The following is a 22,786-nucleotide window of genomic DNA, read 5'->3' as shown; positions in this document are numbered from 1 at the left end:
CTGAACGAATACACAAAATCTAACTTTTTTCTATACAACCAGCCAGGTCAAGAAAGGTGAATCTATCTCTTGTTGCAAATGTAAGATTGACTACCTTGCAATATTGCTCTTTGTTCCAATTAAGATGCTCCGGTAAGTACGGAATTGATAGATCTTCAAATACTTTCTGCAGGTGTTTTGCAGATAGTAAATTTTGCTTAATTAAACTAGAAATATTACTCCATTCTTTGCAAATAATCTCTTGAATTTTTTGCTGCATCATTTGCTTCTGCTTTAGAATTTTTATAAATTCGGTATTACCAAAGCACTGAGTTATATGTTTTACATCTAAAGTGATCGGTTTGGTAATCGGGTTTCGTATCGACAATATCTCCTCTTGCAAGTTAGCCATGGTAATCGTTGTCACAGCAATTTTTTCCCCATGTAACGAGGAGGAATAATCCTGTGTTACCATCTCAATTGCATGAGCTATCATATGTTCTCCTTGACTTGCAGAGTAACTGCCTTTTGACATCACCATTCCGAGTCCTGAAATCAATAAGGCTTCCATAAGTAATAAAACTACTCTTTTATCTTTTTTAGCAAGTGCCAAGTGTTCTCTGAGCAAAATTTCCTCCAGATTGCGAACAAGTTTAAAGGGGAGTTCATTATATTCTGTGCCAAGTAATAGATGAGATAATAGCCAATCGGCTTGTACTGTTGAACGGCAGATGAAATCTGCAAATCCACTTAATGTGAGGCGTGGTGGTGCGTTGGCAATTATATCGGTATCAATGTATATTGCCTTTGGAAGATGTGCTCCGAACGATTTTTTATATCCATCAACTAATATTGAAGCGTTTGCAGAGCTATATCCATTCATGGAAGCAGCTGTTGGAAAGGATATGTAGTCTTTGCCTTCTAAATAGCTTGCGTACTTACAGATATCATTAACAGTGCCACTGCCAAATGCAACCATTAAGTCACTATCTTTTGCTTTATTTCTAACTAGGTTTACAGCTTGGAGAGAAGCAGCTCTGTTCAGTCTATTTGGTGTCATCCAAGTAGCGTGACACTGCGATCCATCATAGTCACGCGCTGGAATGACAGGTGTGGCTGGAATAATTAAATGAGAAACTTTATTAAGTATGTTTTTGTTTAAAAGTTTTGCTGTATTTTCATCTGCAATCAGAAAAATGTCATTTCCATATTGTCTACATATTTCATAGATATTATCAGCAAGTACTGTTACTTCCCTAATAAGAACTTGTTCTGTGTGCTGTAATATTTGTTTTAAATATCGCATAGAATGTTTACAATACGGTAATGTTAGTATTTCAAGATTGATATGAAGATTGACCCTGTAGAACTAACTAAGAAATTAATTTCTTTTAAAAGTATAACACCAAAAGACGATGGGGCAATAGAGCATATAGCAGCCATTCTCAAGAAAAGTGGTTTTGAATGTGAGATTTTAGAGTTTGGTGATAAAGTTAAAAATCTTTATGCGAAATATATAAATGGAGTACCAAACTTGTGTTTTGCTGGACATGTTGATGTTGTACCACCAGGTGAGTTAAAAGATTGGATATCTGATCCATTTAAGCCAGAAATTAGAGATGGAATGCTATATGGAAGAGGAGCAGCTGATATGAAAAGTGGAATAGCCGCATTTATTGCTGCTATGGTAGATTCAGTTGCAGGTAAGTTTCGATTCAGTGGTTCAATCAGTGCATTGATTACCAGTGCTGAAGAAAGCGCGGAAGAACATGGAACAAAGGAAGTTTTGGAATGGATGAAAAGTAAGCAAAAAAAGATAGATTTTTGTATAGTTGGAGAACCAACGAGTAGTGAGAAATTAGGTGATACCATAAAAATAGGTAGAAGAGGTTCTGCAACATTTAAATTGATTTGCCATGGTAAACAAGGGCACGTTGCCTACCCAGATCTAGCAGATAATCCAATATATAAAATGGTATCGATACTAAGTAAGATAAAAGATACCACTTTTGATACTGGTAATAAATACTTTCAGCCTTCACATTGCGAAATTACTACTATCGACGTTGGAAATAATACTAATAATCTAATACCTAGTTCAATAGCAGCAGGTTTTAATGTTCGATATAACAATACACAAACACCAGACGTTTTATATAAGATGATTGATGCAATATGCACCAATGTGACTAACGATTATAAACTTTCTATGCAGAACAGCAGGGACGTTTTTCTCTCTAATCCTGACAGAAATACTGATATTATGCTTGATGCGATAAATAAAATTACCGGTATTGATGCTGTGCTGAGCACAAGTGGTGGCACATCTGATGCTGCGTTTATTAAGGATATTTGTCCAGTAATTGAATTTGGTATGATCAACAAAACCGCACATCAGGTAAATGAATGCGTATCAATAGACGATATACATAAATTAACAGCTATATATAAGGAGTTTATAAAAAATTATTTTTACCCCACTAATAAAATATTAAACCAGATCAATGTAATTGGTAATACGCCTGATGGTCCATTATTAGCTTGAGGTGCAGTTGCATAGAGAAGAAAACTTACTAGACACATTTTACCAGCCCCTTATTATAATATTAAGGGTATTTTTGACTCAAAACTTGTCTTTGATCTGTGCAAGCTCAATAACAAAAACTCAGTAAAAAGCTTATTGGCGAAAATTATCTGTTCAGCAGAGTGACAAAATAAGATAGACAAAAAGGGTATAAGAACAAATAGTGTCATGCAACACTGGTGTTTTGTACACAAAACGTTGTAAAGCGCTTTTGTCAACCTGGATCCCAGCTCGGATAACAAGAAAAGAAGCACTGGTTTCACATAGATCTGAATAGATATAATTTCTTAAACATTTATAGCTCACATAAAACCCGGTCTGACTGTCATAAAGGCTACTCATTGCAGCAGACAACTTTCGCACTACTTCAAATTCTAATTTTCAACTTAAAGAGGTACATAATGTCAAATAACTTCAATTTCAAAGAATTTTTTCACCATCACGAAGCAAATAGCACTTTAGATGATATACAAAGGTACTGCATACTGTGGCAATCAGTGATATCACAGGCAATGATTGATGCAGCAAGTAACTGTAAAAAAACAGAAAGCTTGGTAGAGAAACGTAAAGCAATTTCCTGGCTATCAGACTTCAGTCAAGATTTTGTTGAAACATGTATACTGGCTGATTGCGATCCGTTATACGTAAAAAACAAAATACAGCCAATTCTAAAAAAGATAAAGCCCTTTTAATGAGGTTTACCCCTCTCACCAAGAAAAATATCATTTAATCTTTTTTCTATAGCTTCATCTATATCTTGGATTAATAGCTGCTTTATCATATTCACTTTCCGTTCTGCCTCTTGAAGATTATTGTTACCGTAACTGTTCTTATTACTATAACCATAACTACTGCCATTTGGTTTATTACTCATTTTTCTTCTTGTGCTGAGTATCTGAACTATCTTCTCCTTGAAAAAAGACTTCCAGCCTGTGCCAGAAAATAATTTGTAGAGAAAATGCGGAGTAAGAAACGCTACTAATATTCTAATAGAAACTCCATAACCCAAATCATCTCTATTTTCATAATACCATTTTAAATATTGATACAAATGGTAAAATGCATTTTTGAAAGAGCTAAACTCTACAGTATACCAAAAACCATTGGTGAGAAACATAAGCATAATGCTCGATGTATAAAGATACAGAGTGAAAAGAAATAGCTTGACAACTATATCTTTCAAGCTGCCCAGTATATAATTAAATAACCTTAATTTATAAAAAAGTGATATCATTTCACGCACACTTTAATAAAGCTGGGGTGGAAGGATTCGAACCTTCGCGTGACGGTATCAAAAACCGCTGCCTTACCACTTGGCTACACCCCAATATTGTTTATATCAATAACATTATTAACCCAATTAGTAAAAGATTTATTCGCTTTTCCTATGGGTATTATCACAACGGCTGGTTGATCATAAGAATGCATTGCCTCGATTTTTTCTACAATCTTATCAGCCTGATCATTCCTACTCTTCATAATTGTCACCACTTCACAATTACTATTAATTTTACCTTCCCATAAATACAGAGAATTTACTTCAGGAAATATATTTACACACACAATTAACTTCTCGTTTAACAATTCTTCAGAAATAGCCTTAGCCTCTTTCAAGTTTGAAAAAGTTATATAGACTAAAACTAAATTGCTCATTAACCGCTACATAAATGCATTTTTACTATACTCTACTTAGATTTATTCATCAAGAGAAAATAGGAGAGACCTCTTCAGTGCTTGACACACAGAAATTGAAGATGTCATTTAGTAGCTCTCCCCTTGTCATCCCAGTAGTTCTCCTCTTGTCATCCCAGTGCGTGACACTGGGATGGCTTTGTTGCATCGCTCAAGTGAAAAGAACTGGCAGTTACTGACAAAATTCATTATAAATAGCCATTTAACTGTTGAAGAAAAAATATGCCACAAAAAATGAGAGTCAGTAACTGCCATGAATATAACAAATTTCTCCAAGAAAGAGGAAGCATTTTTTGTTATATCAATGACGCCATAGAAAATTGGTACGAGAATTGTCCAAAAATGCAGGGTGGCAACTATATTTATAGTGATAAAGTTGTGATTTTAGTGCATATAATCGTCAGTTTCTTTAGAATTGGTTTAAGACAAACAGTCGGGTTTATAAAAGGGTATTTGCAACAAAAATGAATTTTGTCAGTATAGCCCTTCTCATAATAGTCCAAAAAGAGTAAGATATGGATTGATAGTAGTGGAAGGTAAGGATGCCAGTAGCAAATAGTTATGACTTAAGAAAAAAGGTAATGGAAGCATTGGATGAAGGAGAGAGTGGAGAAACTGTTGCCAAGAGATTTAAGATCGGAAAAACAACTTTATATGAGTGGAAGAAAAGACGTGAGAAAACGGGAGATTTTCAGTCAAAAAAGCCTGGAAGCGTGGCATAAAATTACCGACTGGAATGCATTTGCCGAATTTGCAAATGAGCAAGGTGGCAAAACTCAGTCAGAGATGCTGGGGCAATATTAGTAGACAAACAATTCATCGAGCACTTAAAAATATAGGATTCACAAGAAAAAAAAGACCTACGGATATAAAGAAAGAAATGAAGAAAAGCGAGCTCAATTTTCAAAGGTTATAGCAACAAAAGAACCTAAAGAATTAGTGTATATAGATGAGTCTGGCATTGATAACACTGAACCTATGGTTATTGCCAGAAAGGACAGCGGTTTTATGCCCTAAAATCTGGGAAGAAAACTCAACGAATTAGCATGGTTGCAGCCTTAAGTGGAAGAAAAATAATTGCTCCGTTAACCTTTGAAGGCCACTGCAATATGGATATCTTTAATAAATGGTTTGAGCAGTTTCTGACACCGATTTTGGAACCTGGACAAACTGTTATCCTTGATAATGCTACTTTTCATAAGTCTAATAAGATTTGCTAAAGGAGTTGGTGCAGAAATTTTATATCTTCCTCCATATTCTCCAGATTTTAACAAAATTGAACATTATTGGTTTGCTATAAAAAACAGAGCTAGGAAAAACATCCCTCTATTCACATCTTTTCGTCATGCTGTTGATTCTTCTTTCTTATGACCTTTTTGGACTATTATGGGAAGGGCTATAGTAATAACCTCTGAAGATTATGCATCTTCTTGATATCATTACATTGTGAAGCTCGGTAAATTCGTTTTTGTAGCTTAAATGAAGATTTCTCAAGCTTGCGCCAAATTCCATTCATACTTAACATTTTGTTGGCTCATAACATATTCACTACTATTCACAACTTTACCTTCCAAATTAAAGTGTTTACGTCTGCATATCCCAAATATTACTTTAGGCATTAGCTTCTTAAACAATCCCTCCACATAGAAGCATTTAGTGGGCCACCTTCTTAGTTATAGCTCTTTTCATAATAGTCCAAACGAGGTAAAATAAGGTTTTATAGTAGTGAAGGTAAGGATGCCAGCAGCATATAGTTATAAAAAAAGCAATGGAAGCACTAGAAGAAGGAGAAAGCAGGGAAACGGTGGCAGCAAGATTTAAAATTGGAAGAACTACGTTATGGGAGTGGCAGCAAAGAAGAAAAGAAACAGGAGATTTTCAGTCAAAAAAACTTGGAAATGGAGGTTATAATCACAAAATTACTGACTGGAATAAATTTACTGAATTTGCTAAAAAATATGGTGGTATCGGAAATGGCTAAGCTTTGGAGCAATGTTAGTATCCCAACGATCCATCGAGCTCTTAAAAAAATTGGACTCACACGCAAAAAAAGACATATGGATACAAAGAAAGAAACGAAGAAAAACGCGCTGAATTTTTGAAAATTATAGCAACAAAAGAACCTCAAAACTTAGTTTATATAGATGAGTCTGGCATTGATAACACCGAGTTATGGATATTGCCAGAAGGGACAGAGGTTTTATGCTCTAAAATCTGGTAAAAAAATTCAACAAATCAGTATGATTGCAGCCTTAAACGGCAGAAAAATAGTTGTTCCGTTAACATTTGAAGGCCACTGTAATATGGATATCTTTAATAAATGGTTTGAGCAGTTTCTGACACCGATTTTGAAACCTGGACAAACTGTTATCCTTGATAATGCTACTTTTCATAAGTCTAATAAGATTTGCTAAAGGAGTTGGCGCAGAAATTTTATATCTACCGCCTTATTCTCCCGATTTTAACAAAATTGAGCATCATTGGTTTGCTATAAAAAACAGAGCTAGGAAAAACATCCCTCTATTCACATCTTTTCGTCATGCTGTTGATTCCGCTTTTCTATAAGCTTTTCGGACTATTATGAAAAGAGCTATATTAAGCTATATAACTCAAAATCTTGATAAAATGCAGAAAAGTTTTTTTAATTTCAGCTCCATCCTCGAAGAGTTAGAAAATAACTTTAAGCAAGTTAGTCAGAATTTTTCTGACGCAAAGGAACAAGTTTTAAATTTAGCTGTCAACTCTGAAAATTTGGCAGGCAAGTTTCTTAATTATCATCCGAATATGTGCATAGTATAAAATTAGCTTGATAGACTTCAAGAGCTTTGCCTATGAAGTCAGTGTGCTTCTTGAAATGCAATATACTTTTATTACTTTAATTATGAAAATCCGTTAAGCCTTCTTGCCAATTACTACAATATTTTCACTTGGAAAAAAGTAGTCAGGTATAGCCATGTTCTTTGGTGCAGGACCGCCAATTACTCGGCCTGATGTGTCATAATATGAACCGTGACAAGGGCAGAACCAACCGTTGCCGTCTTTTGTAGCGTGATCAACTGGTACACATCCAAGATGGGTGCATATTCCAATCATAATTAACCATTCATCTTTTCCTTTGTATACTCTTTTTTCATCTGATTCAGGATCTCTCAAATTTTCTGCATTTATGGCTCTTGCAGCCTCAATCTCTTGTTTTGTGCGCTTGCGGATAAATACTGGCTTACCTTGCCATTTTACCTTTTTTCCTTGTCCTTCTTGAATATCAGATAGATTAACCTCAACCGTAGACATCGCTAAAACCTCAGCAGAAGGATTCATAGACTTAACCAATGGCCAAAGACCGCTTGCAGCTCCTATACCTGCCATGGCACACGTAGTTAATGTGATAAAATCTCTTCTACTCTTATTTTTGGCAAAATCTTTAACAAGAGATGTTTTTTTATTCTTCTCATTCGTCAATGATTTTTTATTTTTAGTTAACTTCTTATCCATCAATCTCTACTTGAACATAGACATATATTTTAATTTAAATATTATAGATTAATCAATAGAAATTTGCACTATTTGTTTAACCTTTGCTATACAGTTAAGAAGAAGCAGAGTTGTCAATTTCGGAAATACTATCTTCAGTGGAATCGGGATCCTCAATTTTCGCTACTGACACCACCTTTTCTCTACACTCTGTTTTAAACAGAGTGACTCCTTGAGTGCTACGTCCTGCAATTCTGATATCATTTACTGAAATACGAATTAACTTTCCTTTATCTGTAATAAGCATGATATTATCACCCTGTTCAACTGGAAAGCTAGCAACAACATTACCGTTTCTGTCGGTAGTAAGGATATTTGTAATACCAACACCACCTCTATTTGTTACCCTATACTCGTACGCAGAAGTTCTTTTACCAAAGCCATTTTCAGTAATAGTTAATATGAACTCCTCATTCATTGCAAGTTTTAAGAACAGTTTGTTATCTATTCCTAAATCATTCAAAGTCTTTTCCAATTTAGAATCAATGGAGTTATTAATTGCAGCCCCCAGTCTTTTTGCAAGTGGAACTTTTAAGTAAAGTTCTTTTGTTTCTGTTGCTACACCTATCCCATTTAATATGGTCATAGATATCACGCTGTCATTCTTTGCAAGTTTGATACCTCTTACGCCATCTGAATTGCGACTTTTAAATTGACGCACATCACTTACAACAAATCTGATACTTTTGCCGAATCTTGTTGAAAGAAAAACATGATCAATTTCATTGCATACTTTAACTGATATTAACTTATCTCCTTCATCGAGCTTGATTGCTATTTTTCCATTGCTTGGAATATAGTGAAAATCTGCTAAAGAGTTGCGCCTTATGTTCCCATGAGCAGTAGCAAAAACTATGTTTTGATTTTCGTCATTTTCACTTGGTAATGGCATTATATTAGTTATAGTTTCACCATCGCTAAGCGGGAATATATTAACAAGTGCTCTTCCACGTGCAGTTGGCTCTGCAATAGGTAACTTATAAACTTTTAATCTATAAACTCGGCCAATATTAGAAAAGAATAAAAGGCTAGTGTGGGTATTCCCAACAAATAATTTTGTGGTTACATCCTCTTCTTTTAATCCTTGTCCTAGCTTTCCTTTTCCACCACGACGCTGAGTTCTATAATGAGAAAGCTTCACACGCTTGATATAACCATTCATAGTTACGGTTATCACCATATCCTCTTGTGGAATTAGATCTTCAGCTTCAATGTCCGTATCTGATTCCTCTATTGAAGTTTTTCGCGGCACAGTAAATCTGTTCTTTATTTCTTGTAGATTGTTTTTTATTTCTTTCATCAACTTCTCTCCTGAGCCAAGAAAAGCGATATATTCTTTTATCAGGTTGATCATTGAACTTAGCTCAGCTTCTAATTTGTCTTTTTCAAGGCCTGTTAAACGTTGCAATTTCATGTCAAGAATAGCTTTCGTTTGCAGCTCAGTTAATCTATACACTCCGTCTTTCAAAAAGCTTGTGCTGTCTGAGATTAATCCAATAATTGTGTTTATCTCAGCTGAAGTTTTCCATTCTTTATTTAAAAGTTCTCTACTTGCTTCCGCAGGATCTTTTGCACCACGGATGATTTTTATCACTTCATCTATGCTCAAGACCGCAATGTAGAGCCCTATATATATATGAGCTTTTTCCCTCGTTTTTCTTAGACGAAACTCTGTTCTCCTGATTAATACTTCTTTTCTAAAATCAATAAAAGCAGCTATAATTTCTTTCAACGACATCAAAGCAGGCCTGTTGTTGTTGAGGACTAAAGTGTTAACACTAAAACTACTTCTTAGTGGAGTTAGTCCCAATATTTGATTAAGTATAAAACTTGCTTCAGCATTTCTTCTGAGGTCAATTACTACCCTAATACCAGACTTATCAGATTCATCCCTAATTTCTGTTATGCCATCAATTCTTTTTTCTTTTACAAGCTCACCTATCTTCTCAATTAATTTTACTTTATTTACCTGGTAAGGTATTTCATCAATCACTATTGCTTGCCTATCTTGTGACAGTTCTTCCATGTGAGTCTTGCCTTGCACAACAATTGATCCACGACCCGTTGCAAATGCTGATCTTATTCCAGACCTTCCAAGAATCGTTCCCCCAGTTGGGAAATCCGGTCCTGGCATCACTTCAAGTAACTCATCCAAAGTAACTTCAGGATTATCTATATATAACATACAAGCATCTATTATTTCTCCAAGGTTGTGAGAAGGAATATTGGTTGCCATACCAACCGCAACACCGCTTGCACCATTTACCAATAGATTCGGAAATTCTGCAGGCAGTACAACAGGCTCTGTTTCATTTCCATCATAGTTTGGCCTAAAATCAACTGTATCTTCGTCAATATCATTTAGTAAAAAATGCGACACTCTGTGGAGCCTTGCTTCTGTATATCGCATTGAAGCTGGCGGATCTCCATCTATCGAACCAAAGTTACCTTGCCCATCAATAAGTGGTAAAAGAAGAGAAAAATCTTGAGCCATCCTGACCAAGGAGTCATAGATAGCCATGTCACCATGTGGGTGATATTTTCCCATTACATCCCCGACTATACGAGCTGCTTTTTTATACGGTTTACCGGCATCGAACCCAGCCCTCGACATTGCGTATAATATGCGCCTATGAACAGGTTTAAATCCATCTCGCACATCAGGTATAGCTCGACTTATGATCACACTCATTGCGTAGGAGAGATAAGAATCCTCTAGCTCTTTCACTATTGAAACTGGTACTATGTTGTCTTGCATTTTCTATACTTTGATTGAAATAATTGTAATATTAATATTCAACTAGGCTAATGGGCAATGACAGACTTGAACTGCCGACCTCCTCGGTGTAAACGAGATGCTCTACCAGCTGAGCTAATTGCCCCTCTAGATATAATTCTATAGTTCAATGTTGTTGTTGTAAACAAAAATAGCGATACAAGCAACTCTTATGGAATCGCTGGGTGCGCACTATGGAGTTGTATAAATTTTAGCCTTGCTGCTACCTTGTATAAAGGTATTCTTTCACTTGCATTTTTTGACATGTTCAACAACTTTGAATAACATGCTGTGGCATTTTTAAAATCTGAGAGCTTATCTAGAATAACAGCTAAATTATAGGTATAAAAAATATTGTTTTGATCTAAAGAAATTGCTGCTTTCATATATTCTTTAGCTTTTACGTAATCCCCTTTTTTCATATAGATCAAACCTAAATTTGCTGATAAAGGGGCGCTATTTCTGAGTGTATCATACAATTTCAACATTTCACTCAATGCTAAATTAGGATCATATTGTGAGATTATCGTCAGAAAATTCTTTAATACATAAGGGTTGCTAGGATATTCTTTTAACAGTCTTGTGTAAATCTCTACAGCTTTTTTAAATTCTTTGTTAGCGTAATAGATATTCCCTAGTCCAATTAAAGCACTTTCATGATAAGGAAATCTTGCGATAATCTGATTGAGGAGAGAAGTAGCTGTTTCACTATCTCCTAACTCAAAGGAATCTTTTGCTTTTTTTAAAATAGAGTATATGTCAAAATTCTTGCCAGAATTCTGCGAAATTTTGATATTAAATTTGTCACTTTTTCTCTCGAGAACATCAAGATCTTTATATTTTTTATCAGCTTTTATATGCTTGACAACACTATCAAAGACCTTCTGTATCTCCAAATTTTCACTAGCATAGGTAACAGAAGACCTCCATAAAATCACAACGCAAATTAACATGCAGACAAACATAGATCCTAGTGTTGTGGCATTGGCTGCAGCGCGTAACCAGTAAATCTTATTTCTTTGAACTATACGCAACACATTACAAATTCATAAATGCTAAATTACTTATCTAATATAATAATAAAGATATTATTAATTGGCAGATACTATTTAGAATGAGTTAAAAAAGCACTTCTACACATTCCATATGGTTGCCAATTACACTCCTCACATGCGTAGTCAAATTTCTCTAAAGACATTTTCTTTCTAATTCTTTTTACTGCTTTACTCCAGGTCAAAATCTCGCCAATTTTTATTCCTAAAATTTCCATATGCCTTCTATCTAGCTCTAAAACTTTAGCTTGTGTGGTACATTTACCTTGTTTAGTCTGGTTTGGGCAAACACTACAAATAGTGTCAAGATTATCAACTACTTCGATTTTAGTATTAGGATCACTAATTACTTTACTTGCTATCTTTTTGTAATTTTCTACAAAGCTCTGAGAATATCCATACCCTTGAAATGCAAGAGTGCACATAAAATGATGAGGACGAAACCTTATCACTTTTTCAAATACTGCAAAGCTGCTACAAGTAGAAAAATTTTTACCAAACCAGGAAGGATGAATGGTAAAACACCTACCATTATTGCTTGTTTCAGACCCACGTAAATAGTAAGCCAACTAATACCACAAATAAAGATTACGACTGTACCCGCCAGACAACTTAAAGAATTACACATAAATGATTTATATTTAGAGTTCAGTAATTCATTTACTCTGCTCATTACTACAACAGCAACTAAACAGCCAATCAAATATCCACCTGTTGGCCCGAAAAAAATGTGATAACCACCAGAAAAATTCGCAAAAACAGGCAATCCTGCTGCACCAAGTGATAGATATGTAAGCACAGAATAGAATGCTGTTCTGCGGTTAAATTTAAGCCCAATAAGCATTACTCCTAAAGTTTGCAATGTGATAGGCACAGGCTGCAATGGTATGCTTATTTGAGCCATCAAGAATAAAAGTAAAACGCAAGACAATATTTCAGCCAGTGTTGATCTGCTGCTAGATTGTGTTATAAACATACTTTCCCAATAAAAATAACTTATTAAATGTCATATATGTGTATGAGAGGTTTTGCAATTTAAATTTTGCTCATATTGTGCTACAATGAATTATTTATGCACTATTAAATTAAAAATGATGAGTAAACAAGATCTATTATCGTTGATGAAAGCAAGACACAGCGGACGTTCATACGATCCTACAAGAGCAATATCTCAGGAAGACATGGATATTTTAATGGAAGCTGTAAGGCTGACTCCCTCATGTTTTGGTGATGAACCCTGGAGATACGTAATATGCAACAAACAGAACAATCAAAGCGCATGGGAAAAGCTGCTAAATTGCCTTGATGAATCTAATCAAAAGTGGGCAAAAGATGCACAAATACTAATTATATCTCTAAGCGCTAAGAATTTCCGTAAATCTGACAAAGGTGAAAATTTTTGGGCTAATCACGATACTGGTGCAGCAAATTATGCACTTATGCTACAGGCTGCAGCTATGAACTTAATGGCTCATCAAATGGGTGGATTTGATAGAGATAAAATAGTAGAAAAATTCAACATATCCGATGATTTTAATGTAATGTCAGTGATAGCGGTTGGTTACGAAGAAGATGGCGCTGAAACAAGTAAGAAGAAAAGAAGACCAATAGAAGAAATATTTTTTTATGATGAGTGGCCAAAAACTAGTTAACTTACTTTGACCACCCCTCTCTCAATACCTTAAAAATAGGATTATCTGGTAAGTATAGCTCTTTTCATAATAGTCCAAACGAGGTAAAATAAGGTTTTATAGTAGTGAAGGTAAGGATGCCAGCAGCATATAGTTATAAAAAAAGCAATGGAAGCACTAGAAGAAGGAGAAAGCAGGGAAACGGTGGCAGCAAGATTTAAAATTGGAAGAACTACGTTATGGGAGTGGCAGCAAAGAAGAAAAGAAACAGGAGATTTTCAGTCAAAAAAACTTGGAAATGGAGGTTATAATCACAAAATTACTGACTGGAATAAATTTACTGAATTTGCTAAAAAATATGGTGGTATCGGAAATGGCTAAGCTTTGGAGCAATGTTAGTATCCCAACGATCCATCGAGCTCTTAAAAAAATTGGACTCACACGCAAAAAAAGACATATGGATACAAAGAAAGAAACGAAGAAAAACGCGCTGAATTTTTGAAAATTATAGCAACAAAAGAACCTCAAAACTTAGTTTATATAGATGAGTCTGGCATTGATAACACCGAGTTATGGATATTGCCAGAAGGGACAGAGGTTTTATGCTCTAAAATCTGGTAAAAAAATTCAACAAATCAGTATGATTGCAGCCTTAAACGGCAGAAAAATAGTTGTTCCGTTAACATTTGAAGGCCACTGTAATATGGATATCTTTAATAAATGGTTTGAGCAGTTTCTGACACCGATTTTGAAACCTGGACAAACTGTTATCCTTGATAATGCTACTTTTCATAAGTCTAATAAGATTTGCTAAAGGAGTTGGCGCAGAAATTTTATATCTACCGCCTTATTCTCCCGATTTTAACAAAATTGAGCATCATTGGTTTGCTATAAAAAACAGAGCTAGGAAAAACATCCCTCTATTCACATCTTTTCGTCATGCTGTTGATTCCGCTTTTCTATAAGCTTTTCGGACTATTATGAAAAGAGCTATAGTATATCCAATCCAGGAATTTTGGTAAAATCTATACCAGTTACTCGATATAATTCTTCATGCAAAGCAAAGTTTGGTTTACTTTTTCTGTGCTTATTTTTCTCTTCACCTAACTTTTTACTCTCATCAGACTTTATCTCAAATGTTTTATAATATTCTTAAATGCTCCTGTCACATTCTGCTACTTTTTCCTGATAAATATTATATAGCTCAAATTCTTGCTTTAATGTAAATAGGTGTTCTTTTCTATAGTTTCCTGCTAATGCTTTTGCAATAACAGATTTATCACTTTTTATTCGTCCATCTCTTAGTTCAGCCAATTTTTCAGGATTATTCTCACCATCTATTATTGCTTTAATAATTTGCATTCCAGTTACACCAGTTGTATCGCTTATAACTTTATGTAGTTGAATATTCATTTGTGTTAGCGTGACCTTACCCAGAAAAAGTAGACAGAAAGTTAAGACGTTTTTGAAGTAAAATAAAACGTTTTTTCAAAGAGGTGTGGTATGACAAAAAGAAAAGAATATACAGCAGAATTCAAAATTGAAGCTATAAGACTAGTAAAAGAAACAGGTCAATCATCAGCAAAAATAGCAAGAGATTTGGGTATTAGCGGTGATTCATTAAGCAGATGGGTAAAAACATACAATGATAGAATGTCTGGAGTAGATGCGTTTCCAGGAAAAGGGAAAGTAGCTCATTGTGACAAAGAAAAGTTTGATTTAAAGAAAGAGCTGGCAAGAGTAACGAGGGAAAGAGACATTTTAAAAAAAGCCCTGGGATATTTTGCAAACCAAAAAGAGTAAAATATTCTTTTATAAAAGAACATGAAAACTGCTATAAAATACGGGAATTATGCAGATTTTTGAACGTATCTGCTTGTGGTTATTATAAATGGATTACTAAGGAAAAAAACAACAAAAAATCAATAAGAGAAGAGCTCATACAAGATATTCAGAAGGTATATCGAGCATCACAATGCAGATACGGAGCTCCTAAAATTCACGCTGAATTAAAGGCTTTAGGTAAAAATTATAACATCAAAACAGTGCAAAATGTTATGCAGAAAAATGGCATTCAAGCTAAGCTTAGACGAAAGTTTAAAAGTAAAAAACCACAAATAGACAATAGAGTTATAACTCCTAACATATTAAATCAGAATTTCATCGCTGATCAACCTAACAAGATATGGGTAACTGATATTACGTACATAAAAACTAATGAAGGATGGTTATATTTGGCAGCAATAATAGATTTATATTCACGCATGGTGATTGGCTGGTCAATGAGTAATGCAGTAAATAGGCAATTAGTTATAGATGCGTTATTCATGGCTATTGGTAGGCGCAAATCTGCTAAAAATCTACTATTTCATAGCGATCAAGGATCGCAATACACCTCTAAAAATTATCAATTTTTACTAAGTACAAAAAATATTACTTCTAGTATGAGTCACAAAGGTTGTTGTTATGATAATGCTGTTTCAGAGAGCTTTTTTAGTTCACTTAAGAGAGAGTTACTCATTGATACTTCACAACACTCTGCACAACAAGCTAAAACCGCAATATTTGAATATATAGAAATTTTTTATAATAAACAGCGTAGACATTCTACTATTAACTATTGCATTCCTGAGCTTTTTGATTCATCATTCTCATAGCAAAAACGTCTTAACTTTCTGTCTACTTTTTCTGGGTAAGGTCACTGTGTAGTTGTTGAATCCATTTGCACATCTGATTTTCTCCCAGGTACATTTTTAACATGTTTTGCGTTTACCAGTTTTACTTCAAATCCGTGTGATTCAAGTACTTGAAACAAAGGAATCCAGTACACTCCTGTTGACTCCATGGCTACTGTATTAACTTTACATTTTTTCAACCATTTTGCTATGTTGTAGAGATCTTACGTAAAGCAGCTAAATTTTTGTATACGTTGTTCATCGCTTCCTTCGGGTACACATACATAATGTACAGCCGAGCCAACATCGATTCCTGCTGCATTAGATCTCTAATTTACTTTTGAACTTTGCCATTTTTAATCTCCATTATATAATAATCCATAATTGAGAAGTGCTTAAGCTTGGGACGGTTGAGTTATACATTCTTCTAATCGAGGTAGCCCAAAAGGCTCAATCAGTGGTTCGACCGTTCCTCCAAAGCCACGCTGTCCTACGGGCACTTAAGGCACCATTGCACAGTTCGGCTATAACTGCAAAAAGCTCTTCTCTACAAAATTATACATAAAATTTGCCATACACTCAGCTAGGAAGTTTCTTTTTGGTTTGACAGGTTTTATCTGTCCGGCGCTGTCCAGTATGATAGGGGTTTTTAGGTCAATTCGGCGGATGCTATATACCATGCTGCTATAAAACCTAAATAAATCTTTCTGAATTCGACTTTGTTCTACATTATGAATGGCAGAATTGTTAGTATTATAAAGCCTTTCTGGATGTGGTTCATTTAAGATATTATATCCAACAATGGCAGGATGGTCCTTAAGTTCTCTTGCAAGATCTTGCCAAAATTTTGCTGCTTGTTTTTGAAAAGCTTGATCTGACCATAAACGTAAATCATCTTTATCGTTATTATTTTGCTTCCATCTAGATCCAGGTAAGCTAAGCATCGTTAACACTACTGGTATTTTTTGTTGATGAAAAGCATCTAAAACATCTTTCAGAACTTTCAGGTCTTTGGAAATCAGGCCCGGATAATTGTCTGCATTGCCTAAGAGGAAGTCACGTTGCGTAGTTTCAAATTTGTCAGGAGCAAGACGAATAAAACCAATTTTGTATTCCTTTGCTGCTTTGATTAAGTCACTATCAACTTTTCTATTGAAAACATTTGCTCCCTTTCTAACTCCAGTTTGCCAAAAGAGCATTTTGCTGTTCTCCGGTATTGACTTAGCACTCACATTACAGAAAACTATAGAATACAAAACAGCTGTAATTAGAAGAAAAATTTTCACTTATATAATTTTGCTATAATGGTAAGTAACCTAACAGACAAGATCCCGTTTGTAAAGATGCATGGTACTGGCAATAGTTTTGTTATCATAGACTCACGTTCAGCAAATAATTTAGACTGGAATTATAGACAAATTGCTGATCAAGGCAGTTGTGATCAAGTGATAATTATAACAATGTCTAATGCTGCAAACTGCTTTATGCATATCTACAATGCTGACGGTAGTCGAGCTGAAATGTGTGGAAACGCAGCACGCTGTGTTGGATATTTGATAATGTTAGAAAAAGGTACTGAATATATCACTATTGAGCTGATAAATAATCGTATCTTAGAATGTTTTAAAGTAGGTGATAAATCAATAAAGGTCAATATGGGTAAACCACTGCTTAAATGGAATGAAATTCCTCTTTCTTGTGAATGCGATCCCCTTTATCTACCTATAGAGCTTGAAATGCTGAAAGAGCCAGTTGCAGTAAATATTGGTAACCCTCATATAGTTTTTTTTGTTGATAACATAAGCGAAATACCATTGCAGAATTTAGGACCAAAGCTAGAAAATCACGAATTATTTCCTCAGAAAACAAATGTTAGTATTGCACAAATAGAAAAATCTGGAGAAATAAACTTAAGAGTTTGGGAAAGAGGAACAGGTATTACTGCTTCATGTGGTAGTGCGGCTTGTGCAGCATTTGTTGCATCTATACTTCGTAAGTGTTTGGCTACTAAACAAACTTCAGTGCATTTACCAGGAGGTCAGTTACTGATTGAGTGGTCAAAAAATATACTGATGACTGGGGATATAGGGTTTTTATGACCTAGGCTAGGCACTGACACTCATTACTTCTAACACCTTTTTACCAATCACAGCAGGGGTTTCTGCAATCGCAATCCCAGCACTGCGCATAACCTCTAACTTTGCACCAGCACTTCCGCCACTAGAGGAGATAATAGCCCCAGCGTGCCCCATACGTCTTCCTGGAGGTGCTGTTTGACCTGCTACAAAACCAACGATTGGCTTTTTAGTTTTTTCTGTTTTCACAAAATGTGATACATCCTCTTCTTCGTTTCCACCTATTTCACCAATAACTACAATACCATGAGTATCGTCATCTTTTAAAAAGAGCTCCATACAGTCAACAAACGTCATACCATGAACAGGATCCCCTCCAATTCCTATACATGTTGACTGACCAAGACCAACAGCGGTTGTTTGTGCTACCGCTTCATAAGTTAAAGTTCCAGAACGAGACATAATTCCTATATGTCCACGTCTGTGAATATGTCCTGGCATAATTCCTATTTTGCATTCTTCGGGTGTAATAACCCCTGGACAGTTTGGGCCAATCAATCGACTGTTTGAACCAGCGAGAGCGTGCTTTACCTTTACCATGTCAAGTATAGGAATGCCCTCTGTGATGCAAACTATTAATTCTATCTCTGCATCTATTGCCTCAAGTATTGCATCAGCTGCAAATTTAGCAGGTACATATATCACAGTAGCATTCACATCAGTTTTTTCTTTAGCTTCTGCTACGGTATTAAAAACTGGTAAATTAAGGTGAGTGCTTCCACCCTTGCTAGGAGTTACACCGCCAACCATTTTGGTTCCATAGCTAATTGCTTGTTCTGAATGAAATGTACCTTGTGCACCAGTAAAGCCCTGGCATATTAATCTTGTATCTTTATTTACTAAAACAGACATACTCTACTTCACCTCTTGTACTATTTTCTGTGCAGCCTCGTCAAGTTCGTCTGCAGCAATAATATTTAGCCCTGACTCTTCTAAAATTCTTTTTCCTTCTTTAAAGTTAGTGCCTGATAATCTAACCACTAAAGGGACCTTAATATCTATTTCTTTTGCAGCTTCAACTATTCCATTTGCAATGATATCACAACGCATTATACCGCCAAATATATTAACCAAAATTCCTTGTACATTACTATCAGATAATATAATTTTAAATGCTTCAGTGACAGTTTCCTTACTTGCTCCACCACCAACATCTAGAAAGTTAGCAGGCTCTGCTCCATAGTACTTTATTATATCCATTGTTGCCATAGCAAGACCTGCACCGTTCACCATGCAACCAATATTGCCATCCATTTTGATGTAACTAAGTCCATGTTTTGAAGCTTCTATCTCTTCTTTAACTTCTTCATCATAATCACGAAGCTGCACGATTTCTGGATGACGATATAAAGCGTTGTCATCAAAATTAATTTTAGCATCAAGTGCAACAAAATCCCCGGAATTTGTTTCAACTAGTGGGTTAATTTCTATTTGGCTTGCATCAGTTGTAATAAACGCATCATATATATTTTTTGCAATATTTGTTATTCTTTCTATTTGTTCTGAATTCAAATTAAAATTATTGGCAAGTTTACTGTTATCAAGATTTGTAAAACCAGTAGCAGGGTCAATATCAAATTTCACAATTTTTGTAGGAGAATTTTTTGCCACTTCTTCAATACCCATTCCACCTTCTGAGGAAAATATAAATACTAACCTACTGAGCTTTGGATCAACTACTAGACTCAAATAGTACTCTTTTTTAATGCTTGAACCTTCCTCAATGTATACTCTTCTTACCTGCTGTCCACTAGGCCCTGTTTGATGAGTAACTAAAGTTATGCCAAGCATGTCCTTTACAAGTTGTTGAGCTTCTTTAGTTGACTTTGCTAGCTTTACGCCACCAGCCTTACCCCTACCACCTGCATGAATCTGAGCTTTAACCACAAACACGTCAGATTTTAGTTGATTTATTTGAGTTTCTACTCCTTCTGCAGATGTAGCAACAAAACCCTTTGGTACCGGGACATTAAACTTGTGTAAAATTTCCTTTGCTTGATATTCATGAATATTCATAAGATAACTAATTATTAACCTTAGTAAAAACTACCAACCATAACGCTGTCTTCTGCATTCTTGCTGATACCTCTTTTTCCTTGCTTCAGCTTTTTTTTTAGCTGTTTTCTCTGATTTCTTTTCGTGATATTTTTTTTTCATTTTGAGCCCTCTTCCTTCCTTTTGAATTATTTTTCTCAACACTGGAAGAGCTCTATCTACATCACCATAATGGACTGATACTTCAATCAAACTCTATACCTCCTTCGGTAATCACTTCAAAATCCATTTATAAATTAGAAAATTAACATTGTCAATTATTTTATAAACTTGAGCGATAGAATATGATATGCAGTGATTTATATGAAAAAAGCTTCATTCTGCTGTCAATCATTTACTTGCTGATAAAAATTGCTCTTAGGTTACAGTGCTCTTGTAATTTTTCTAATCTCGGGGCGGAGAGATTTGAACTCCCGACCCTTTGGTCCCAAACCAAATGCGCTACCAGGCTGCGCTACGCCCCGACTTCTTTACTAAGAGTATCGATAGTTCGGAAAAATGCAAGTTTCATTTATTTCTTTTAGGAAAAATATAATGCAGATTTCTTTATATAGAGTGTCAAGTTGCACTAGCCATATTAAAAAATCTAGCTATACCAATTGGTGAAGGTTAATGCAGCAACTACAGCAGTATCAACTCTCAAAATTCTTTTTCCTAGACTCAGTTTCTGACAAAATTTATTGGCAGAATCAAGTTCGTAAGATGAAAAACCACCTTCGGGGCCAACAATAATAGCAACGTTTTTCTTGCCTTTTAGAACTTTATTAGGAGGTTGTCCTTCACCTGTTTCATCACACAAAACAAAATTTTTATTCTGGGAATCGGATAATTCACAAAAATTAATAGGAAGAAAAATCTGTGGTATACTTGTCCTACCGGATTGTTCCGCAGCTTCAATTGCCTGTAATTTCGCTCTACTTAGGTTAATGTTTTTTACTACTGTACGTTCTGTTGAAATAAATTGAATGCAGGTTACTCCCATTTCAGTTGCTTGTCTTACTATGTTGCTTAAGGCGCCGCTTTTTACCAGAGCACAATACAAATATAGATTTTTTTCATGTTGTTGTTGTTTAGTGCGTTCTTTCATTATAATTTTTGTCGATTTACTTGATATATTCACTACTTCTCCTAACCATTCTCCATCCTTTCCATTAAAAAGATAGATGTTATCATGCTTCTTAAGCCGCATTACATTGTAAATATAGTGACTTTGTCGTGGATGAAGAGCCAAACTTACATTTTGTGATAAAGCTTCTTCAACATAAAGCCTAATTTTTTTCATTCAAAACTTTAGTTATTTGCATTCTGTTTGAGTGACTCTTACGGGATTTGAACCCGTGTTACCACCGTGAAAGGGTGGTGTCCTAACCACTAGACGAAAGAGTCGACTTGAATCTAACTGAGTTATATCGATTATACATATAAAGTCAATTCAATTATTTTGAATCACACAGTTAGAGTGATATATCAGTGATTTTATATCGACAGCCTCCTATTACCCCATGTTCAATGCTTACTGAACCTATCTCAGATTTAGGAGCTTTAGATCCTAAATCTAATTTTTGTTCAACTTTTGTATCTGAATCATAGCCAGAATCGTATCCAGAATCTCTACGCTCAAAATTTTGCCTTATTTCTTTTACGTTAAAGCCAGCCTTGGTCTTGATTTGCTGACTCGCTGGCTTATTAGCACTTTGCTCATTTAGTTTTACTTGCAAATTATTCACTTTATCCTGCACTAATCCATGATAAGTCCCAGAATTATCTTTTATATGTTTTGCTTGTCTTTCTGATCTCTTTTTCGATAAATCTACTTTAGCATAAATAGGCTCTGGTTGCTCTTTATGATTTAAGCTAGTGGGCTTTTTTTGCTCTGAGAAATCATCTACATCTTCATAAATAGGTTCTCCTGATATACTAGAATAACCACTATCTTTCAATGATAAATTTTCAGTAGATCTTTTATGCAAATCATATACTTCAGCATAAATGGATTCTTCCGATACGCTCAACTCTTCTAATGAGTTACTAACCTTAGCGTCATATACCTCATCATAAATGGGCTCTTTTAAAAGTAAAATATCATCATGCTCAAAAATTCTAGGAGGTTTTTTAGGTGAGTTGGCCTTAAATTTTAGCTCTACTTCCTCTTTAAGCTTGTCACAACTTTCCGTTTGTTTCAAAATCTCCAATATTTCTTTTCTTTCTTTTTTTATTAGCTCACCAAGCACTAAACAACATTTTTCTTTACGATCTTTGAGACTGTCCTTATCTCCGTACTGCATAGCTTCTGATGCTATTTTGTATTGAAGGATTACATTTCCTATACTATTATTTATTTCATTAATATTTGCTCCAGCACTAATAAGTAACGTCATTACATTATGATCAAGATTTGTTACTGCATACTCTAAAGCTCGATTTAAAGTTTGATCATTATTCAAGTCAAATGACCCCTTGTTCCTAAAAGGATTAATTCTAGAAAAGAGTTTTTCAAAGCTGTTTACTATATTATGAAGACTTAAAGCTAGCCTCACGCCTCTTATATTGCTATTTCTAGCGGATTTAATTAAAAAACTATCTACTATACCCATGATTGTACCCCTCTATATAAAAGCTCACCATTGTGGTACAATTTTAAACTATAACGATTTATTTTATATTAATAACCGCTTT

20 protein-coding genes, 4 tRNA genes and 7 pseudogenes are annotated in these 22,786 nt (G+C 34.9%); 9 read left to right on the top strand and 22 right to left on the bottom strand.

The genetic code is table 11. The annotated features are described in order from the left end of the window. Positions 1-19 precede the first annotated feature (19 nt). On the bottom strand, positions 20-1,285 hold the full coding sequence (locus ACQH21_RS02080) for an iron-containing alcohol dehydrogenase (RefSeq protein WP_064085670.1): 1,266 nt from the start codon (positions 1,283-1,285) through the stop codon (positions 20-22). 42 nt (positions 1,286-1,327) lie between these two features. On the opposite strand from ACQH21_RS02080, the gene dapE reads away from it, so the two are divergent. Both dapE and ACQH21_RS02070 read left to right on the top strand, forming a co-directional pair. Beyond that, complete coding sequence (dapE, locus tag ACQH21_RS02075; protein ID WP_264376163.1) at positions 1,328-2,524, top strand: succinyl-diaminopimelate desuccinylase; 1,197 nt, start codon at positions 1,328-1,330, stop codon at positions 2,522-2,524. Between the two features lie 440 nt (positions 2,525-2,964). Beyond that, complete coding sequence (locus ACQH21_RS02070; protein WP_007301973.1) at positions 2,965-3,255, top strand: hypothetical protein; 291 nt, start codon at positions 2,965-2,967, stop codon at positions 3,253-3,255. Here the strand turns inward: ACQH21_RS02070 and ACQH21_RS02065 are convergent. The 3 genes from ACQH21_RS02065 to cutA form a co-directional block, all read right to left on the bottom strand. Continuing rightward, positions 3,252-3,614 (bottom strand): hypothetical protein, encoded by a 363-nt coding sequence (locus ACQH21_RS02065; protein ID WP_236681805.1) that lies wholly within the window; start codon positions 3,612-3,614, stop codon positions 3,252-3,254. The two genes, ACQH21_RS02070 and ACQH21_RS02065, sit on opposite strands and share 4 nt — an antisense overlap. Before the next feature lie 204 nt (positions 3,615-3,818). Next, positions 3,819-3,890: transfer RNA gene (locus ACQH21_RS02060), tRNA-Gln, on the bottom strand. Next, on the bottom strand, positions 3,881-4,216 hold the full coding sequence (cutA, locus tag ACQH21_RS02055; RefSeq protein WP_010402294.1) for a divalent-cation tolerance protein CutA: 336 nt from the start codon (positions 4,214-4,216) through the stop codon (positions 3,881-3,883). Before cutA ends, ACQH21_RS02060 begins: the two co-directional genes overlap by 10 nt. Before the next feature lie 261 nt (positions 4,217-4,477). Between cutA and ACQH21_RS02050 the strand changes: the two are divergent. Together ACQH21_RS02050 and ACQH21_RS02045 are read left to right on the top strand one after the other, a co-directional pair. Further along, a pseudogene (locus tag ACQH21_RS02050) lies at positions 4,478-4,717 on the top strand (transposase); the annotation flags it as partial. 80 nt (positions 4,718-4,797) lie between these two features. Further along, positions 4,798-5,626, top strand: a pseudogene (locus ACQH21_RS02045) (IS630 family transposase). A gap of 25 nt (positions 5,627-5,651) precedes the next feature. Here ACQH21_RS02045 and ACQH21_RS02040 read toward each other — a convergent pair. Together ACQH21_RS02040 and ACQH21_RS02035 are read right to left on the bottom strand one after the other, a co-directional pair. Next, on the bottom strand, positions 5,652-5,771 hold the full coding sequence (locus tag ACQH21_RS02040) for a reverse transcriptase N-terminal domain-containing protein (RefSeq protein ID WP_395461312.1): 120 nt from the start codon (positions 5,769-5,771) through the stop codon (positions 5,652-5,654). After that, on the bottom strand, positions 5,746-5,874 hold the full coding sequence (locus tag ACQH21_RS02035; RefSeq protein WP_264376161.1) for a hypothetical protein: 129 nt from the start codon (positions 5,872-5,874) through the stop codon (positions 5,746-5,748). Before ACQH21_RS02035 ends, ACQH21_RS02040 begins: the two co-directional genes overlap by 26 nt. A gap of 118 nt (positions 5,875-5,992) precedes the next feature. Between ACQH21_RS02035 and ACQH21_RS02030 the strand changes: the two are divergent. Further along, positions 5,993-6,820: pseudogene (locus ACQH21_RS02030) on the top strand (IS630 family transposase). A 327-nt stretch (positions 6,821-7,147) separates the two neighbouring features. Here ACQH21_RS02030 and petA read toward each other — a convergent pair. The 6 genes from petA to ACQH21_RS02000 form a co-directional block, all read right to left on the bottom strand. Then, positions 7,148-7,747, bottom strand: a complete 600-nt coding sequence (gene petA / locus ACQH21_RS02025) for a ubiquinol-cytochrome c reductase iron-sulfur subunit (RefSeq protein WP_006014178.1) — start codon at positions 7,745-7,747, stop codon at positions 7,148-7,150. Between the two features lie 94 nt (positions 7,748-7,841). Further along, on the bottom strand, positions 7,842-10,544 hold the full coding sequence (gene gyrA, locus ACQH21_RS02020; RefSeq protein ID WP_425384392.1) for a DNA topoisomerase (ATP-hydrolyzing) subunit A: 2,703 nt from the start codon (positions 10,542-10,544) through the stop codon (positions 7,842-7,844). Between the two features lie 51 nt (positions 10,545-10,595). Then, a tRNA-Val gene (locus tag ACQH21_RS02015) sits at positions 10,596-10,668 on the bottom strand. Positions 10,669-10,732: 64 nt separating this feature from the next. After that, a complete protein-coding gene (locus ACQH21_RS02010) occupies positions 10,733-11,599 on the bottom strand; it encodes a tetratricopeptide repeat protein (protein ID WP_264686742.1) in 867 nt (288 codons plus the stop codon). A 68-nt stretch (positions 11,600-11,667) separates the two neighbouring features. After that, positions 11,668-12,066 carry a DUF1284 domain-containing protein gene (locus ACQH21_RS02005; RefSeq protein ID WP_425384391.1) on the bottom strand — a complete coding sequence of 133 codons (399 nt, stop codon included), beginning with the start codon at positions 12,064-12,066 and terminating at the stop codon, positions 11,668-11,670. Next, positions 12,063-12,590 carry a biotin transporter BioY gene (locus ACQH21_RS02000; protein ID WP_425384390.1) on the bottom strand — a complete coding sequence of 176 codons (528 nt, stop codon included), beginning with the start codon at positions 12,588-12,590 and terminating at the stop codon, positions 12,063-12,065. The genes ACQH21_RS02005 and ACQH21_RS02000 overlap by 4 nt, the downstream gene beginning before the upstream one ends. An 85-nt stretch (positions 12,591-12,675) precedes the next feature. On the opposite strand from ACQH21_RS02000, the gene ACQH21_RS01995 reads away from it, so the two are divergent. Beyond that, positions 12,676-13,266: a nitroreductase family protein gene (locus ACQH21_RS01995; RefSeq protein ID WP_010403959.1), complete on the top strand. Its 591-nt coding sequence runs from the start codon at positions 12,676-12,678 to the stop codon at positions 13,264-13,266. Positions 13,267-13,382: 116 nt separating this feature from the next. Further along, positions 13,383-14,210, top strand: a pseudogene (locus tag ACQH21_RS01990) (IS630 family transposase). Between the two features lie 28 nt (positions 14,211-14,238). Here ACQH21_RS01990 and ACQH21_RS01985 read toward each other — a convergent pair. After that, positions 14,239-14,667: pseudogene (locus ACQH21_RS01985) on the bottom strand (IS110 family transposase); the annotation flags it as partial. An 81-nt stretch (positions 14,668-14,748) separates the two neighbouring features. Here ACQH21_RS01985 and ACQH21_RS01980 point away from each other — a divergent pair. Beyond that, positions 14,749-15,902: pseudogene (locus tag ACQH21_RS01980) on the top strand (IS3 family transposase). A gap of 43 nt (positions 15,903-15,945) precedes the next feature. Here the strand turns inward: ACQH21_RS01980 and ACQH21_RS01975 are convergent. Together ACQH21_RS01975 and ACQH21_RS01970 are read right to left on the bottom strand one after the other, a co-directional pair. Continuing rightward, a pseudogene (locus ACQH21_RS01975) lies at positions 15,946-16,274 on the bottom strand (IS110 family transposase); the annotation flags it as partial. Positions 16,275-16,444: 170 nt separating this feature from the next. Further along, positions 16,445-17,152: a cellulase family glycosylhydrolase gene (locus ACQH21_RS01970; protein WP_425384389.1), complete on the bottom strand. Its 708-nt coding sequence runs from the start codon at positions 17,150-17,152 to the stop codon at positions 16,445-16,447. Positions 17,153-17,224: 72 nt separating this feature from the next. On the opposite strand from ACQH21_RS01970, the gene dapF reads away from it, so the two are divergent. Then, positions 17,225-18,019, top strand: a complete 795-nt coding sequence (gene dapF, locus ACQH21_RS01965; RefSeq protein ID WP_010403976.1) for a diaminopimelate epimerase — start codon at positions 17,225-17,227, stop codon at positions 18,017-18,019. A gap of 6 nt (positions 18,020-18,025) precedes the next feature. Here dapF and sucD read toward each other — a convergent pair whose 3' ends face one another. From sucD to ACQH21_RS01930, 7 genes are all read right to left on the bottom strand, one after another. Beyond that, positions 18,026-18,907: a succinate--CoA ligase subunit alpha gene (sucD, locus tag ACQH21_RS01960; protein WP_064085491.1), complete on the bottom strand. Its 882-nt coding sequence runs from the start codon at positions 18,905-18,907 to the stop codon at positions 18,026-18,028. 3 nt (positions 18,908-18,910) lie between these two features. After that, positions 18,911-20,071 carry an ADP-forming succinate--CoA ligase subunit beta gene (gene sucC / locus ACQH21_RS01955; RefSeq protein ID WP_425384388.1) on the bottom strand — a complete coding sequence of 387 codons (1,161 nt, stop codon included), beginning with the start codon at positions 20,069-20,071 and terminating at the stop codon, positions 18,911-18,913. 30 nt (positions 20,072-20,101) lie between these two features. Beyond that, positions 20,102-20,302, bottom strand: coding sequence for a 30S ribosomal protein S21 (gene rpsU, locus ACQH21_RS01950; protein WP_007302350.1), 201 nt, complete (start codon positions 20,300-20,302; stop codon positions 20,102-20,104). A 198-nt stretch (positions 20,303-20,500) separates the two neighbouring features. Beyond that, a tRNA-Pro gene (locus tag ACQH21_RS01945) sits at positions 20,501-20,574 on the bottom strand. A 122-nt stretch (positions 20,575-20,696) separates the two neighbouring features. Beyond that, positions 20,697-21,392: a 16S rRNA (uracil(1498)-N(3))-methyltransferase gene (locus tag ACQH21_RS01940; RefSeq protein WP_425384387.1), complete on the bottom strand. Its 696-nt coding sequence runs from the start codon at positions 21,390-21,392 to the stop codon at positions 20,697-20,699. A 32-nt stretch (positions 21,393-21,424) separates the two neighbouring features. Next, a tRNA-Glu gene (locus ACQH21_RS01935) sits at positions 21,425-21,496 on the bottom strand. A 68-nt stretch (positions 21,497-21,564) separates the two neighbouring features. Beyond that, the gene (locus tag ACQH21_RS01930) at positions 21,565-22,704 is read right to left on the bottom strand and encodes a hypothetical protein (protein WP_179949529.1); all 1,140 of its coding nucleotides are present in this window, start codon (positions 22,702-22,704) and stop codon (positions 21,565-21,567) included. Between the last annotated feature and the right edge of the window lie 82 nt (positions 22,705-22,786).

The sequence above is a fragment of the Wolbachia endosymbiont (group B) of Eupithecia inturbata genome, from assembly GCF_964030915.1.
Taxonomy (GTDB): domain Bacteria; phylum Pseudomonadota; class Alphaproteobacteria; order Rickettsiales; family Anaplasmataceae; genus Wolbachia.
Note: the sequence above shows the minus strand (reverse complement) of the source record. Positions and strands in the feature narration are given on the sequence as shown.

Excerpts from the sequence above, each read along its gene's own strand:
- ACQH21_RS02080 (WP_064085670.1), bottom strand. The coding sequence starts at position 1,285 with ATGCGATATTTAAAACAAATATTACAGCACACAGAACAAGTTCTTATT.
- dapE (WP_264376163.1), top strand. The coding sequence starts at position 1,328 with ATGAAGATTGACCCTGTAGAACTAACTAAGAAATTAATTTCTTTTAAA.
- ACQH21_RS02070 (WP_007301973.1), top strand. The coding sequence starts at position 2,965 with ATGTCAAATAACTTCAATTTCAAAGAATTTTTTCACCATCACGAAGCA.
- cutA (WP_010402294.1), bottom strand. The coding sequence starts at position 4,216 with ATGAGCAATTTAGTTTTAGTCTATATAACTTTTTCAAACTTGAAAGAG.
- ACQH21_RS02040 (WP_395461312.1), bottom strand. The coding sequence starts at position 5,771 with ATGAATGGAATTTGGCGCAAGCTTGAGAAATCTTCATTTAAGCTACAA.
- ACQH21_RS02035 (WP_264376161.1), bottom strand. The coding sequence starts at position 5,874 with ATGCCTAAAGTAATATTTGGGATATGCAGACGTAAACACTTTAATTTG.
- petA (WP_006014178.1), bottom strand. The coding sequence starts at position 7,747 with ATGGATAAGAAGTTAACTAAAAATAAAAAATCATTGACGAATGAGAAG.
- gyrA (WP_425384392.1), bottom strand. The coding sequence starts at position 10,544 with ATGCAAGACAACATAGTACCAGTTTCAATAGTGAAAGAGCTAGAGGAT.
- ACQH21_RS02000 (WP_425384390.1), bottom strand. The coding sequence starts at position 12,590 with ATGTTTATAACACAATCTAGCAGCAGATCAACACTGGCTGAAATATTG.
- ACQH21_RS01995 (WP_010403959.1), top strand. The coding sequence starts at position 12,676 with ATGAATTATTTATGCACTATTAAATTAAAAATGATGAGTAAACAAGAT.
- dapF (WP_010403976.1), top strand. The coding sequence starts at position 17,225 with ATGGTAAGTAACCTAACAGACAAGATCCCGTTTGTAAAGATGCATGGT.
- sucD (WP_064085491.1), bottom strand. The coding sequence starts at position 18,907 with ATGTCTGTTTTAGTAAATAAAGATACAAGATTAATATGCCAGGGCTTT.
- sucC (WP_425384388.1), bottom strand. The coding sequence starts at position 20,071 with ATGAATATTCATGAATATCAAGCAAAGGAAATTTTACACAAGTTTAAT.
- ACQH21_RS01940 (WP_425384387.1), bottom strand. The coding sequence starts at position 21,392 with ATGAAAAAAATTAGGCTTTATGTTGAAGAAGCTTTATCACAAAATGTA.
- ACQH21_RS01930 (WP_179949529.1), bottom strand. The coding sequence starts at position 22,704 with ATGGGTATAGTAGATAGTTTTTTAATTAAATCCGCTAGAAATAGCAAT.